Raw genomic sequence first — 13,745 nt, forward strand, 5'->3', positions numbered from 1 at the left:
GGACTGACCATGGCGCTGGCCAAACGCATCATCCCTTGCCTGGACGTCGACAACGGTCGCGTGGTCAAGGGCGTCAAGTTCGAGAACATCCGCGACGCCGGCGACCCGGTGGAAATCGCCCGTCGCTATGATGAGCAAGGTGCCGACGAGATTACCTTTCTCGACATCACCGCCAGCGTCGACGGCCGCGACACCACCTTGCATACCGTCGAGCGCATGGCCAGCCAGGTGTTTATCCCGCTGACCGTGGGCGGTGGCGTGCGCACCGTGCAAGACATCCGCAACCTGCTCAATGCCGGTGCGGACAAGGTCTCGATCAACACCGCTGCCGTGTTCAACCCGGAGTTTGTCGGCGAAGCCGCGCAGCACTTCGGCTCGCAATGCATCGTGGTCGCCATCGACGCCAAGAAGGTTTCCGCGCCGGGCGAACCCCCGCGCTGGGAGATCTTCACCCACGGCGGTCGCAAGCCCACCGGCCTGGACGCGGTGGAATGGGCGATGAAGATGGAAGCCCTGGGCGCCGGTGAGATCCTGCTGACCAGCATGGACCAGGACGGCATGAAAAACGGTTTCGACCTGGGCGTGACCCGCGCCATCAGCGATGCGCTGGGCATTCCGGTGATCGCCTCCGGCGGCGTCGGCAACCTGCAGCACCTGGCCGACGGCGTGATCGAAGGCCATGCCAGCGCGGTGCTGGCGGCGAGCATTTTCCACTTTGGCGAATACACCGTGCCCGAGGCCAAAGCCTATATGGCCGCGCGCGGTATCGTCGTTCGCTAAACGCTGCTGGACACCCTGGCAGGCGCGGGGCACTCTCTGCGCTTGCCATGGATCCCGGTAGCCTTCATGTTCAAGACCCTTCTGCTTGCTCTCGCCAGTACGTCCATTCTGTTGACGGGCTCGGCTCACGCCGAAGAACCGTCCGACGCCTCCCTGGTGTTGCTGACGGAAAACTTCCCGCCTTACAACATGGCGAAAAACGGCAAGAACTTCGCCAAGGAAGAAAACATCGAGGGCATCGCCGTCGAAATCGTGCGCGAAACGTTCAAGCGTGCGGGCATTTCCTACAATCTGACTTTGCGTTTTCCTTGGGAGCGCATCTACAAGCTCGCCCTGGAAAAGCCCGGTTACGGCGTCTTTGTGACGGCGCGTTTGCCGGACCGCGAAGCCCTGTTCAAATGGGTCGGCCCCATCGGCCCGGATGATTGGGTGATGCTGGCCAAGGCCGACAGCAAGATTGAGCTGACAGACCTTGAACAGGCCCATCGATACAAGATAGGCGCCTACAAAGGTGACGCCATTGCCGAGACCCTGGAAAAGCAGGGCCTTAAGCCCATCGTTGCGCTGCGTGACCAGGACAACGCGCAAAAACTGGTGGATGGCCAGATCGACCTGTGGGCCACCGGCGACCCGGCGGGCCGTTATCTGGCTCGCCAGGTGGGGGTGACCCAACTGAAAACCGTGCTGCGCTTCAACAGTGCCCAGTTGTACCTGGCGCTGAATAAAGACGTGCCGGATGAGGTGGTGGCCAAGCTTCAGGCGGCACTCGACCAGTTACGGGATGAGGGTGGGGTCGATCAGATCATGGCCCGTTACCTCTAGCTCAGACTGCGCTTGGTGCGTTTGCGCCGCTGGCGGTGGTTCGTCAGGCAGCGGCTCGGCGTTTGGATAATCGCTCAGGTAGATGTTGTCACCATTGGTATAGCTGGCGGTGCTTGAAACCTGGCTACCGTCTTGTCGCAGCAGGCGGTATTCGCTGTGTAGAAGGTAAGCTGCAACGGCTTTCTTTGGCTGAACGTAGGTGATGATTTCCAGCGACGAAGCCTGGTCCCAGCCTTTGGCCGAACGTTGCGTGTGGGTGAAGTCGCGATCCAGGTGCGCCGAAAAATTCAACTCGCAAACCTGTTCGCCGCCTGGCCACTCTTCGCCCAGGTCGATGCTGGTGTTGGCCGCCAGAGCCTTGGCAGTCCCACCTGTTTCACCTTTTGCAGCCGTCCACATGAACGGCTGACGGGTCGCTTCGATGTTGTGCCCAAAACCTACACAAAGGTGGCGGTCGGCGCGTTCCAGGCGATAGGTCGGTGACGACTGAAACTGTTCAATCACGGTCAATTCCGGGTCCTTGACACAGAACCAGGGCAGCTCGCACGCCTGGGGCGTGTGGGCGGTTTCATCAGGTTCCGGGCGTTCGTACCCGCTGAGGTTCGGCGGTGGCAGGTCGTGCAACTGCGCTGTCAATGTCAGGCGCAGCGAATAGGCCTCAAGGCTTGGCCTGGCATAGTTGCCAGTGCCGATGAAGGTGCCGGGGGCCAGGTATATTTCGCCGGCGGGTGCATCGGGAGGTGACACCGACCAGAGGCTCAAATCGCTGGCGGCGCCGCTGCCTTTATCGTCCCAGATCAATTCGCCCGCTTGAGCGGCCATCACCAGGTCTTCTCGCACACACCGCACGGCATGGCGTGAGGGTTTGTCGTAGTCCACGCCGTACACCAGCCCCATCGTCACATAGCCTTCCGGTGGCAGCGGGCGCCAGATGGACGCATTGCCCAGCGCTCCGGTGCCTTCATCCTGCCACACCAATTGATAATCGACGGGCGCACGCAGGGCCGTGCCATCGACCTTGTTCGCGTCGCTGACCACGGCGACAACGTTGGCGTGGTTGATATTGCGATAGTGGTTCACCGCAATATCACCCAAGGTAAAAAACGGGCTCAGGGCATCGGAGGCGGTGCTCGGCCGCCAGAGGCCGACGGCTTTGTGCGCGCCCGAACCCTTGTCGTTCCACAGTGGCAGAAACTCGCTGGTAAAGCTGATGAGCAGGTCATTGAATTGCAGAGGCTTCATGGAGGGCTCTCCAGTTGATGGGAGCATCAACTATCGAGCAGGGCAGTCAGTACCGAGCGGTAACTATCTACGTGCCGGAAGATACGTACCGTTTTTGCCGTGTGCCGCCATGGCTTGGTTGCTGCGCACACTGATCATCAACTTGATATCAATCCAGTCGATGCCCTGGGCCTTGAGCTTGGGCAACTCACGCTCCAGTACCGCCAGCGTTTGCGGGTAAGGGTGGCCGATCATCACCACCGAGCCCTGTTTGTGCGCCAGCTTGATCGCGGTTTGCAATTGCGTGGCAATCGCCGCCTCGGTGCGTTCGTCATCCAGGAACACATCCCGCGAGACATGCGCCAGGCCGATCTTCTGCGCCTCGGCGGCGGCGACGGTCTGCGCGCTGGTGCGGCTGTCGACAAAGAACTTGTTGCGCCGTTGCAGCTCGGCCATCAACCACGCCATCGCCGCTGGCTGGGCGGTCATGCGGCTGCCCATATGGTTGTTGATGCCGGCGGTGTAGGGCACGGCCTTGAAGGCGGCGTCCAGGCGCTTGCCGAGTTCTTCGATGGGCAGCTCGGGGTGCCAGGCGAACGGGCCGGTGGCCGGGTCCATGGGCATGTGCAGGATCACGATCTTGCCGGCCTTGTGCGCTTCACGGGCGAATTCGGCGGCGTGGGGCGTGTCGGGCATGATCGCCGTAGTCACCGGCCCAGGCAGGCCCAGCACGCGACGGTCCCGGGGCAGGTTTTGCCCCAGGTCGTCGATGATAAGGGTCAGGTAGGCCTTTTGCGGCTCGCCGGCAGGCGTCGCGTGGGCGACGCCTGCCAGGCTGCACAGCAGAGCGATGATCAGGGCAAAACGCATATCAACGGCTGCGCGTAATGCTCAGGCCTTTAAGCAGGCTGAGCGCCTGGGCCAGTTGGTAGTCGTCGTCCTGCGGCATCGGCTTGGCTTTGGTGCCACTGCCGGTCGGCTGATCGGCGCCGCCGTTGCCATTGCCCAAGTGACCTTGCAGGTCGGCTTCTTTGTAATACTCGCTGTCGACCTCGTTGGTGATCTTGGCCCGGCGCACCTCGATGTCCGGCACGATGCCCTGGGCCTGGATCGAGCGACCGTTCGGCGTGTAGTACAACGCCGTGGTGATCTTCAGTGCGCGGTCGTTGTTCAGCGGCAATACGGTTTGCACCGAGCCTTTGCCGAAGCTGGTGGTGCCCATCAGCACGCCGCGCTTCTGGTCTTGCAGGGCACCGGCGACAATTTCTGACGCCGAGGCGCTGCCGCCGTTGATCAGCACGGCCAGTGGCACGCCTTCGCTCAGGTCGTTGCCGGTGGCCGAGAAGCGCAACTCGGAGTTGGCGATACGGCCCTTGGTGTACACGATCAGGCCTTTGCTGATGAAGTGGTCGACCACTTCAACCGCCGACTGCAGCACGCCGCCTGGGTTGTTACGCAGGTCGAGCACGATGCCGTTGAGTTTCTTGCCGTTGTCTTTGCGCAGTTTGGCCAGGGCCTTGGCCACTTCGTCGCCGGTCTTGACCTGGAACTGGGTGATACGGATGTAACCGTAGCCCGACTCCAGCAACTGGCTCTTCACGCTCTTGACCGTGATGGTCGCGCGGGCCAGGGTCACGTCAAACGGGTTGCCGCCGTCGCGTACCAGGGTCAGGGTGATTTTCTGGCCGAGCTTGCCGCGCATCTTGTCGACGGCCTCGGTCATGGACTGGCCACGGGTCGGCTGGCCGTTGATCTTCACGATCAAGTCGCCGGCCTGAATGCCCGCCTTGGACGCAGGGGTGTCATCGATCGGCGAGACCACTTTGATCTGGCCATCTTCGGAACCGACTTCGATGCCCAGGCCGCCGAACTCACCGCTGGTGCTTTCCTGCAGCTCGGCAAAGTCTTCCGGCCCCAGGTAAGCGGAGTGCGGGTCGAGGTTGCTGAGCATGCCCTTGATGGCATTTTCCAGCAGGGTCTTGTCGTCTACGGGTTCGACATAGGCTGCCTTGATCCGGTCCATGACCTCGGCAAAGGTACGCAGCTCGTCCAGCGGCAGCGGCGCCTTGGTGGTCGCAGCGGTGGCGGCGGGTGCAGCCTGGTCGGCAAAAGCCAGAGGCGCGCCGATCACCAGGGCGATCGTCAGGGCCAGCGAAGTGAGGCGGGACAAATGCAGCATGTCGAACGAACTCCTAATGTAGGTGCAGCCCTATCCTTGGGAACGGCACCATTGTGCAGGGTCGCTCGGGCGGCCCTGCTGACGAATAGCGAAGTACAGCGCCGGGGTGTCCTGGCCGCCACTGTTACCGACAGTGGAGATGGATTCACCGGCTTTTACAACATCACCTGCCGACTTGAGTAATGTCTGATTGTGGCCGTAAAGGCTCAAATAGCCATTGCCGTGGTCAAGAATCACCAACAAACCGGCACCGCGCAGCCAATCGGCAAACACCACACGCCCGCCGTGAACGGCGTGGACCTGGCTGCCGGCGGCGGCGCTGATCATCACCCCATCCCACTTGGCGCGAGTGTCATCGCCACGGGTTTCACCAAAGCGCGCCAGTAGTCGACCATCAACGGGCCATGGAAGTTTTCCGCGGGCTGAAGCAAAAGGGCCGCCGAAGTTCTCGCCGGAGCTGGAAACCAGCGGCCCAGGCGCTGCGTGCGCCGGTTTACGCGGCGCCGGCGCGTCAGTGGTGGCGGCCAGCTCGGCTTCACGCTGGCGCTTTTTTTCCGCTTCCTGCTGGGCGATCAGCGCTTTTTGCCGCGCTTCTTCAGCCTCACGTGCCTGGCGAGCCAGGGTTTCTTCGATGGTTTTGAGCACTTTACCCAGGTCAGCCTGGTCTTGCTCGCGGGCCTGGAGCTTGGCGTCGCGGGCTTTCACGTCATCATTGAGTTTAGCCAGGGCTTGCTGGCGCTCTTTGCGCACCTTGTCCAGCTGGTCGCGCTGGGTGTCGAGGGCGGTTTTCTGATCAAGCAATTGCGACTGCTGGTCGGCGATTTCCTGCTCGACATTGGCCAGCTGGCGCAGGGTTTCATTAAATCCCTTCAATTGCGCCAGGCGCGCCTTGCTCAGGTAGTCGTAATAGGTGAGGGTGCGCGCGAATTTCTCGGGGTTCTGCTGGTTGAGCAGCAGCTTGAGGTATTCCTGGCGGCCGCTCTGGTAGGCGGCGCGGGCCTGGATTGCGATCAGGCGTTGCTGTTCAACGCGTGCGCTCTGGAGTTTTTTTTTCTCAGCGTCGAGTCGCTCCAGTTCCGACTCGCTCTTCTTTAATTCTTTTTGTAGCTCCTGGACCTGCTTCTCGAGCTTGCCCATCTCGGTTTCCGTGCCGCGCAGGTCTTTCTGCACCCCGGATTTTTCTTCCTGGAGCTTGCCGAGCAGTTTTTTCAGCTCGGTAATGTCCTGACGCGTAGCGTCCAACTGTTGTTGGGTTTGTGCGCGCTCATCGGCAAACGCCGGTTGGAGCAAGCAGACTAGAGCGAGGGTAATCAAGGCGCGAAGCATAGAGGCGGGCGACACCAGGGAAAGGGACGGCCTAGTATGCCCGCCAAGCGCCGCAAAAAAAACGCCCAATTCGGGCTGGAGAGCAAGATATCTCACGGACGCCACATGCAGATGTGGGAGCTGGCTTGCCTGCGATAGCGGTGTGTCAGTGAACGGTGTAGTCGACTGGCAGAATGCTATCGCGGGCAAGCCCGCTCCCACACTGGTTTTGTGGTGAGGCTGGGATCAGACCAGGATAGAGGTACCGGTCATCTCTTTCGGTTTCTCCAGCCCCATCAGTTTCAGCATGGTAGGCGCCACGTCCGCCAGTACGCCGCCTTCGCGCACTTTAAGGTCACGCTTGCCGACATAGATGAACGGCACCGGCTCGGTGGTGTGGGCGGTGTGGGCTTGCCCGGTGGATTCGTCGGACATCTGCTCGCAGTTGCCGTGGTCGGCAGTGATCAGCGCTTCGCCGCCGACTTTCTCCAGGGCGTCGACGATGCGACCGACGCACAGGTCCAGGCATTCCACGGCTTTAACGGCCGCTTCCAGGTTGCCGCTGTGGCCGACCATGTCACCGTTGGCGTAGTTGACCACGATCACGTCGTAACGCTGGTGTTCGATGGCATCGACGATCTTGTCGGTAACTTGCGGCGCGCTCATCTCCGGCTGCAGGTCGTAGGTGGCGACTTTTGGCGACGGGATCAGGATGCGTTCTTCGCCCGGGAACGGCTCTTCGCGGCCACCGGAGAAGAAGAAGGTCACGTGGGCGTATTTTTCGGTTTCGGCAATGCGCAGCTGAGTCTTGCCGTTTTTCGCCAAATAGTCGCCCAGCACGTTTTCCAGGCTGCCCGGCGCGAATGCCGAAGGGGCCGGGATGTTAGCGGCGTATTGGGTAAGCATGACGAACTCGGCTTTCGGCTGGCGCGCGCGTTCGAAGTCTTTAAAGCCGCTATCGACGAACACATGGCTCAGCTCGCGCGCGCGGTCGGCGCGGAAGTTCATGAACACCAGGGCGTCGCCGTCTTCGACTTTGACCGGCTCGCCGATGGTGGTGGCTTTGACGAATTCGTCGCTCTCGCCACGCGCATAGGCGGCTTCCAGACCTTCCTGGGCGGTGGCGGCGTGAAATTCGCCCTGGCCTTCCGCGATCAGGTTGTAGGCCTGGGCGACACGGTCCCAACGGTTGTCACGGTCCATGGCGAAGTAACGGCCGACCAGGCTGGCGATGCGGCCCTTGCCGAGGGCGGCGAAGGTGGCGTCGAGCAGTTCGATGGACGATTGCGCGCTTTTCGGCGGCGTATCGCGGCCGTCGAGGAAGGCGTGCAGGTAGATTTTTTCGGCGCCGCGCTTGAAGGCCAGTTCGGCCATGGCAACCAGGTGGTCCTGGTGGCTGTGTACACCGCCGTCGGACAACAGGCCCATAAAGTGCACGGCTTTGCCGGCGGCTACGGCTTTATCCACCGCCGCGCAGATGGTCGGGTTCTCGAAGAACTCGCCATCACGGATCGCTTTGGTCACGCGGGTGAAGTCCTGATATACCACTCGTCCGGCGCCCAGGTTCATGTGGCCGACTTCGGAGTTGCCCATTTGGCCGTCCGGTAAGCCCACATCCATACCGGAACCGGAGATCAGGCCGTTGGGTACGGTGGCGGTCAGGCGGTCGAGTACCGGCTTGCTGGCCGAGTACACGGCGTTGTCGTGGTGGCTTTCACTGTGTCCAAAGCCATCGAGAATTATCAGGACCAAAGGTTTAGGCGTGGTAGTCATAGATCCTCTCGCGGCGCTAATAAAGGAAGACAATTGAAAAGGGAGTAGCAGTCTAAAGCGAAGTTCCGACCACGTCACCGCTTTACGGGGGTTGGCCGCCCCTGACGGCTGTGTATACTTACCGCCATTTTAACGCCCTGGAACCTCCTTGATGGTTGATCACCTGATTGCATTTGCCACTGCCCACTACCTGCTCGCGGGTGCCTTCGTCATCCTGCTGGCGCTGCTGATCGCTCATGAAATGAGTCGCGGTGGCCGCAGCCTGAGCACGTCGGAGCTGACCGCGCTGGTCAACAAGGATGAGGCCGTTGTCGTGGATATTCGCCCGGCCAAGGATTTCGCCGCCGGCCATATCGTCGGCGCCCTGAACATTCCACAGGACAAGCTGATCGCCCGCTTGCCCGAGCTGGAAAAACACAAGGCCAAGACCATTATTCTGGTCGACGCCCAAGGCCAGCACGCCGGCACCCATGCCCGCGAGATGCTCAAAGCCGGTTTTACCGCCGCCAAACTGTCCGGCGGTATCGGCAGCTGGAAGGCCGATAACCTGCCGCTGGTGAAGTGATATGAGCCAGGTTGTCGTTTACTCCAGCGATTGGTGCCCTTACTGCATGCGAGCCAAGGCCCTGCTTGAGAAGAAGGGTGTTGCTTTCGAAGAGATCAAGGTCGACGGCAAACCCCAAGTGCGCGCCGAAATGGCCCAGAAAGCGGGACGCACGTCCGTGCCGCAGATCTGGATCGGCGACAAGCATGTCGGTGGGTGCGATGACCTGTTCGCTCTGGAGCGCGCCGGTAAACTCGATGCGCTGCTGCTCGTCTGACTCCTAAACCCTAAAAGACCCCAAGATCAAGAAGGATCTGCGATGACTGACCAACAGAACACCGAAGCAGCAGAAGCTCAAGGCCCACAGTTTTCGCTGCAGCGGATCTACGTGCGTGACCTGTCGTTCGAAGCGCCGAAAAGCCCGGCCATCTTCCGTCAGGAATGGACCCCAAGCGTTGCGCTGGACCTGAACACCCGTCAAAAGGCTCTGGAAGGCGACTTCCACGAAGTCGTGCTGACCTTGTCCGTGACTGTTAAGAACGGCGAAGAAGTAGCTTTCATCGCAGAAGTGCAACAGGCTGGTATCTTCCTGATCCAGGGCCTGGACGAAGCGTCCATGAGCCACACCCTGGGCGCGTTCTGCCCGAACATCCTGTTCCCGTATGCCCGTGAGACCCTGGACAGCCTGGTCACCCGTGGCTCGTTCCCGGCACTGATGCTGGCGCCGGTGAACTTCGATGCCCTGTACGCGCAAGAGCTGCAGCGCATGCAACAGGAAGGTTCGTCGACTGTTCAGTAAGTTGACGCGATAAAAATGTGGGAGCGGGCTTGTGTGGGAGCTGGCTTGCCTGCGATAGCATCACCTCAGTATCACTGATACACCGAGGTGACTGCATCGCAGGCAAGCCAGCTCCCACACAGGTCTGCTCCCACATTTTGTTTATGCGTTACTTGAAGCCGAGCTGGCGCCAGCCTTCGTAGACCGCAACGGCCACGGTGTTGGACAGGTTCAAGCTGCGACAACCCTCGCGCATCGGCAGGCGCAGACGATGGCCCTCAGGCAGTGCATCAAGCACCTCCGCCGGCAGGCCACGGCTTTCCGGGCCGAACAGGAAGGCGTCGCCTTCGGCAAAGCTGGCATCATGAAACGGCCGCGAGCCCTTGGTGGTGAACGCGAACAGCCGCGGGTTGCCCAAACTCTCCAGGCAGCTGGCGAGGTCGGCGTGGCGCTTGAGCGTGGCGTACTCGTGGTAGTCCAGCCCGGCGCGGCGCAGGCGTTTGTCGTCCATGTCAAAGCCCAGCGGCTCGATCAAATGCAGGTGGCAGCCACTGTTGGCGCACAGCCTGATAACGTTGCCGGTATTCGGCGGAATTTCTGGTTGAAAAAGGATGACGTGAAACATGCACGGCTCCGAAGGCAAAGATGCGCTGCATTCTACCCCTGAAGACGACCCAAGGCCGAAGCTATTGCCACGGGTGATGGGCTCATTGGCAATTGTTGGTTTGATGATCGGGCTGATGATCGGCCGCCTGACCACGCCGGATCCGGTCGAACTGCAGCAGGTAGAAACAGCGGCAGACGGCGTGGTGGTGTGGTTCAACAGCGAACCCAAGCTGCACGGCGAACACGTCGACGGCACCGTTGCAGTGTTGTTCGACGCGCAAGGCAAGGCTGCCAGCGGGCAACTCAAGGTCAACGACAAGGACGTGAACTGGCGGGTTCGCAAAACCGATGGCGGCTTGCTGCTGAACCTGGTGGCGGCTCGGCCGTTGCGCGGGGAGTGGAAAGGCGAGAAGGCTGATGGCCGCTGGCGGCTGGAGATCCATCTCCAAGAGCAATAAAAGAGGGAGTTCCCGGCCTGCCTGTACCAGGGCTCCCAAAACGGGGTGAAGCCATGAAGGCTTCGGTGTTAAAGAGGGAATCCCCGGCCTGCCTGTACCGAGGTTCCCGAAACGGGTGTGGGGCGCGACGCGATCCGCATCAAGCACCCCGGGTGTAAAGAGGGGATTCTCGGCCTGCCTGTACCAAGGTCCCCGAAACTGGGTGATGTAAGGGTTATTGCAGGGCGCGTGCCAGAAGTTGAAATGTGCGCCAAAAAATTACGCCAGAAAGCGCAAAGCCCCGGAATACGGGGCTTTGGTGTTTTTGCGATTTAATATTTTCTTGATTAGGCGGGTGTTTCTGGCTGGCTGGATGTGCGCGATGCTAGTTCATGGTGCATTGAAGCGGTGCACAGTCGTTTGGCCTGACACAAAATAAATGTGGGAGCTGCTTTGTGTGGGAGCCGGGCTTGCCCGCGATGCAGGCACCTCGGTGTGTCAGTTACACCTTGGTGATGCTATCGCAGGCAAGCCAGCTCCCACATGGGTTCTTCAGTGGTTTTGAGATTTAGGCTTCATCTCCCTCATCATCATCCCCACCATCGACCTTCATGCCCAACTCCTTGATCTTGCGCGTCAAGGTATTGCGGCCCCAACCCAGCAACACAGCGGCATCGCGGCGGCGGCCGGCGGTGTGCTTCAGGGCGGTTTCGATCATGATCCGCTCGAACGCCGGCACGGCGCTGTCCAGCAGGTTGGACTGGCCGCGTGCCAAGGCCTGGTCGGCCCATTGGCGCAGCGCCTGTTCCCAGTTGGTCACCGGTGCCGAATCCTGCGGCAGGCTCAACAGCTCCGGCGGCAGGTCGCTGATGTGCACTTCACGCCCGGACGCCATCACCGTGATCCAGCGGCAGGTGTTCTCCAGCTGACGCACGTTGCCCGGCCACGGCAGGTTTTTCAGGTATTCCTCGGTCTCGCTTTTGAGCAGCTTCGGCTCCACCGCCAATTCTTGCGCGGCGCGGCTGAGGAAGTGGCGGGCCAGGGTCGGAATGTCTTCGCGGCGATCCGACATCCGAGGGATGTGGATACGAATCACGTTCAAACGGTGAAACAAGTCCTCACGGAATTTGCCCGCGTGTACCAACGTTTCCAGATTCTGGTGCGTCGCCGCAATGATGCGCACATCGACCTTGACCGGCGTGTGCCCGCCAACGCGGTAGAACTCGCCATCTGCCAATACGCGCAGCAAGCGTGTCTGGGTATCCGCTGGCATATCGCCGATTTCATCCAGGAACAGCGTGCCGCCGTCCGCCTGTTCAAAGCGCCCGCGACGCAGGTTGGCCGCGCCGGTGAACGCGCCCTTTTCATGGCCGAACAGCTCGGACTCCATCAAGTCCTTCGGAATCGCCGCCATGTTCAGCGCGATAAACGGCGAGGCCGCCCGTGGGCTGTGACGGTGCAGCGCGTGGGCCACCAACTCTTTACCGGTGCCCGACTCGCCGTTGATCAACACGGTGATGTTGGAGTGGCTCAAACGCCCGATGGCGCGAAACACTTCCTGCATCGCCGGTGCCTCACCGATGATTTCCGGGGTGCGGGTCAGGGCTGGCGGGGCTTCCTGGCTTTGTTGTTCCTGGGCGTGCTGGTTGGCGCGCTTGACCAGCGCCACCGCCTCGTCCACATCGAACGGCTTGGGCAGGTATTCAAAGGCGCCGCCCTGATACGACGCGACAGCGCTGTCCAGGTCCGAGTGCGCGGTCATGATAATCACCGGCAAACGCGGATGCTGCTCGCGAATGCGCGCCAGCAAGTCCAGGCCACTGGCGCCGGGCATGCGGATGTCGGAGATGATCACGTCCGGCTGCTGGCGCGCCAGGCGGCTCATCACCCCGTCGGCGCTGTCGAAGCTCTGGGTGGTCATGCCTTCCTGTTGCAAGGCTTTCTCGAGGACCCAGCGGATAGAACGGTCGTCATCGACGATCCAGACAGTTTCACTACGGCTCATGTCGTGGGGGCTCCTTGTTCCAATGGCAGGAAGATCGAGAACGTGGTGTGGCCGGGATGGCTCTCACATTCGATCAGGCCCTGGTGCTGGCTGATGATGTTCTGGGTAATGGCCAGGCCCAGCCCGGTACCGTCCGGGCGGCCACTGACCATGGGAAAGAAGATGGTTTCCTGCAGTTCCGCAGGAATGCCTGGGCCGTTGTCGATGATCTCGACCTTGGTCACCAGGCGATGGCGCACATGGCCGATGGTGAACTGGCGCAGGGCGCGGGTGCGCAGGCTGATGCGGCCCAGGCGCAGCTCGTTCTGGCTGCTGATGGCCTGCATGGCGTTGCGCACGATATTGAGCACCGCTTGAATCATCTGCTCGCGGTCGATCAATACGTCGGGAATGCTCGGGTCGTAATCGCGCACCAGGGTGATGCAGCCCTGGCTTTCGGCCTCGACCAACTGGCACACGCGCTCCAGCACTTCGTGCACGTTGGTCATCGCCAGGGACGGCAACTTGTTGGAGCCGAGCATGCGGTCCACCAGGTTACGCAGGCGGTCGGCCTCCTCGATGATGACGTTGGTGTAGTCCTTGAGGTGTTCCTCCGGCAACTCACGGGCCAGCAGCTGCGCCGCGCCGCGAATGCCGCCGAGGGGGTTTTTGATCTCGTGGGCCAGGCCGCGCACCAGCATTTTGCTGGTTTCCTGCTTGGACAGCTGCGCTTCTTCTTTGGTGATGCGCAGCAGACGGTCGCGCGGGTGCACTTCGAGCAACAGCAGGGTCGCGCCATTGCTCAAAATCGGGGTCACGGCGTAGTCGACGGTCAGCGTCTGGCCGGTGAGGGCGGTGAGCATCGCTTCGCGCTTGGTGAACGGGTGCGCCTGCTCCACGGCCTGGCGCAACGAACTCAAGGCCTCGGCCGACTCGGTGAACAATTCGCTGATGAACTGCCCATGGCTGCGCTGGCCGCTGATGGCCAGGAGCATCTCCGCTGCCGGGTTCATGTACTCAAGACGCAAGTCGTCATTGAGCAGGATGGTCGCGGTGGTCAGGTTGTCGAGTAACAAACGGTGCAGTGCATCGCTGATGGTCATCGGGACCTCTTTTGGAGCAAGGCGCGGGCTTGAGGCACACGCTGATACAAGGAAAATGCAAAAACCAAACCAAGGCTCCGAAAAGAAGCGTTAAACCCCTGAAATAAGGGTTTTAGGCGCGAAACTGTGGCGTTCTGCCAGCGTGATCGAGAAGAATCGAACCAAAATGGGCTGGACGGGTGGGAAGTGTGCAGGCTGTCGCACCAATATAGT

The 13,745-nt window shown here is 61.1% G+C and carries 14 protein-coding genes; 6 read left to right on the forward strand and 8 right to left on the reverse strand.

What is annotated here, in order from left to right:
* Positions 1–9 precede the first annotated feature (9 nt).
* Positions 10–780, forward strand: a complete 771-nt coding sequence (gene hisF / locus AOA59_RS12960; RefSeq protein ID WP_099487718.1) for an imidazole glycerol phosphate synthase subunit HisF — start codon at positions 10–12, stop codon at positions 778–780.
* 66 nt (positions 781–846) lie between these two features.
* On the forward strand, positions 847–1,602 hold the full coding sequence (locus AOA59_RS12965; RefSeq protein ID WP_099487719.1) for an ABC transporter substrate-binding protein: 756 nt from the start codon (positions 847–849) through the stop codon (positions 1,600–1,602).
* On the opposite strand, the gene AOA59_RS12970 is transcribed toward AOA59_RS12965, so the two are convergent.
* From AOA59_RS12970 to gpmI, 5 genes are all read right to left on the reverse strand, one after another.
* On the reverse strand, positions 1,555–2,844 hold the full coding sequence (locus AOA59_RS12970; RefSeq protein ID WP_099487721.1) for a Vps62-related protein: 1,290 nt from the start codon (positions 2,842–2,844) through the stop codon (positions 1,555–1,557). The two genes, AOA59_RS12965 and AOA59_RS12970, sit on opposite strands and share 48 nt — an antisense overlap.
* A gap of 63 nt (positions 2,845–2,907) precedes the next feature.
* Entirely contained in the window at positions 2,908–3,693 is a 786-nt protein-coding gene (locus tag AOA59_RS12975) for a divergent polysaccharide deacetylase family protein (RefSeq protein ID WP_099487723.1), read from the reverse strand.
* Between the two features lies 1 nt (position 3,694).
* The gene (locus AOA59_RS12980; RefSeq protein ID WP_056860667.1) at positions 3,695–5,002 is read right to left on the reverse strand and encodes a S41 family peptidase; all 1,308 of its coding nucleotides are present in this window, start codon (positions 5,000–5,002) and stop codon (positions 3,695–3,697) included.
* Between the two features lie 30 nt (positions 5,003–5,032).
* Positions 5,033–6,328, reverse strand: coding sequence for a murein hydrolase activator EnvC (locus tag AOA59_RS12985; protein ID WP_056860666.1), 1,296 nt, complete (start codon positions 6,326–6,328; stop codon positions 5,033–5,035).
* Between the two features lie 225 nt (positions 6,329–6,553).
* Entirely contained in the window at positions 6,554–8,080 is a 1,527-nt protein-coding gene (gene gpmI / locus AOA59_RS12990) for a 2,3-bisphosphoglycerate-independent phosphoglycerate mutase (protein WP_099487725.1), read from the reverse strand.
* Positions 8,081–8,231: 151 nt separating this feature from the next.
* Here gpmI and AOA59_RS12995 point away from each other — a divergent pair, with 151 nt between their 5' ends.
* Genes AOA59_RS12995 through secB form a run of 3 tightly spaced genes read left to right on the forward strand, consistent with a single transcriptional unit; the run spans position 8,232 to position 9,423 of the window.
* A complete protein-coding gene (locus AOA59_RS12995) occupies positions 8,232–8,645 on the forward strand; it encodes a rhodanese-like domain-containing protein (protein ID WP_017138635.1) in 414 nt (137 codons plus the stop codon).
* Position 8,646: 1 nt separating this feature from the next.
* Positions 8,647–8,901, forward strand: coding sequence for a glutaredoxin 3 (gene grxC / locus AOA59_RS13000; protein ID WP_065930800.1), 255 nt, complete (start codon positions 8,647–8,649; stop codon positions 8,899–8,901).
* Positions 8,902–8,943: 42 nt separating this feature from the next.
* Complete coding sequence (secB, locus tag AOA59_RS13005) at positions 8,944–9,423, forward strand: protein-export chaperone SecB (protein WP_012721755.1); 480 nt, start codon at positions 8,944–8,946, stop codon at positions 9,421–9,423.
* A 148-nt stretch (positions 9,424–9,571) separates the two neighbouring features.
* Here secB and AOA59_RS13010 read toward each other — a convergent pair whose 3' ends face one another.
* Positions 9,572–10,027: a tRNA (cytidine(34)-2'-O)-methyltransferase gene (locus tag AOA59_RS13010; RefSeq protein ID WP_099487727.1), complete on the reverse strand. Its 456-nt coding sequence runs from the start codon at positions 10,025–10,027 to the stop codon at positions 9,572–9,574.
* On the opposite strand from AOA59_RS13010, the gene AOA59_RS13015 reads away from it, so the two are divergent.
* Positions 10,026–10,466: a hypothetical protein gene (locus AOA59_RS13015; RefSeq protein ID WP_065930798.1), complete on the forward strand. Its 441-nt coding sequence runs from the start codon at positions 10,026–10,028 to the stop codon at positions 10,464–10,466. The genes AOA59_RS13010 and AOA59_RS13015 overlap by 2 nt on opposite strands.
* A 547-nt stretch (positions 10,467–11,013) precedes the next feature.
* On the opposite strand, the gene ntrC is transcribed toward AOA59_RS13015, so the two are convergent.
* Together ntrC and glnL are read right to left on the reverse strand one after the other, a co-directional pair.
* On the reverse strand, positions 11,014–12,450 hold the full coding sequence (ntrC, locus tag AOA59_RS13025; protein ID WP_017138632.1) for a nitrogen regulation protein NR(I): 1,437 nt from the start codon (positions 12,448–12,450) through the stop codon (positions 11,014–11,016).
* Positions 12,447–13,532: a nitrogen regulation protein NR(II) gene (gene glnL / locus AOA59_RS13030; protein WP_017138631.1), complete on the reverse strand. Its 1,086-nt coding sequence runs from the start codon at positions 13,530–13,532 to the stop codon at positions 12,447–12,449. The genes ntrC and glnL overlap by 4 nt, the downstream gene beginning before the upstream one ends.
* Between the last annotated feature and the right edge of the window lie 213 nt (positions 13,533–13,745).

Source organism: Pseudomonas sp. 2822-15, from assembly GCF_002742515.1.
GTDB lineage: Bacteria > Pseudomonadota > Gammaproteobacteria > Pseudomonadales > Pseudomonadaceae > Aquipseudomonas > Aquipseudomonas salomonii.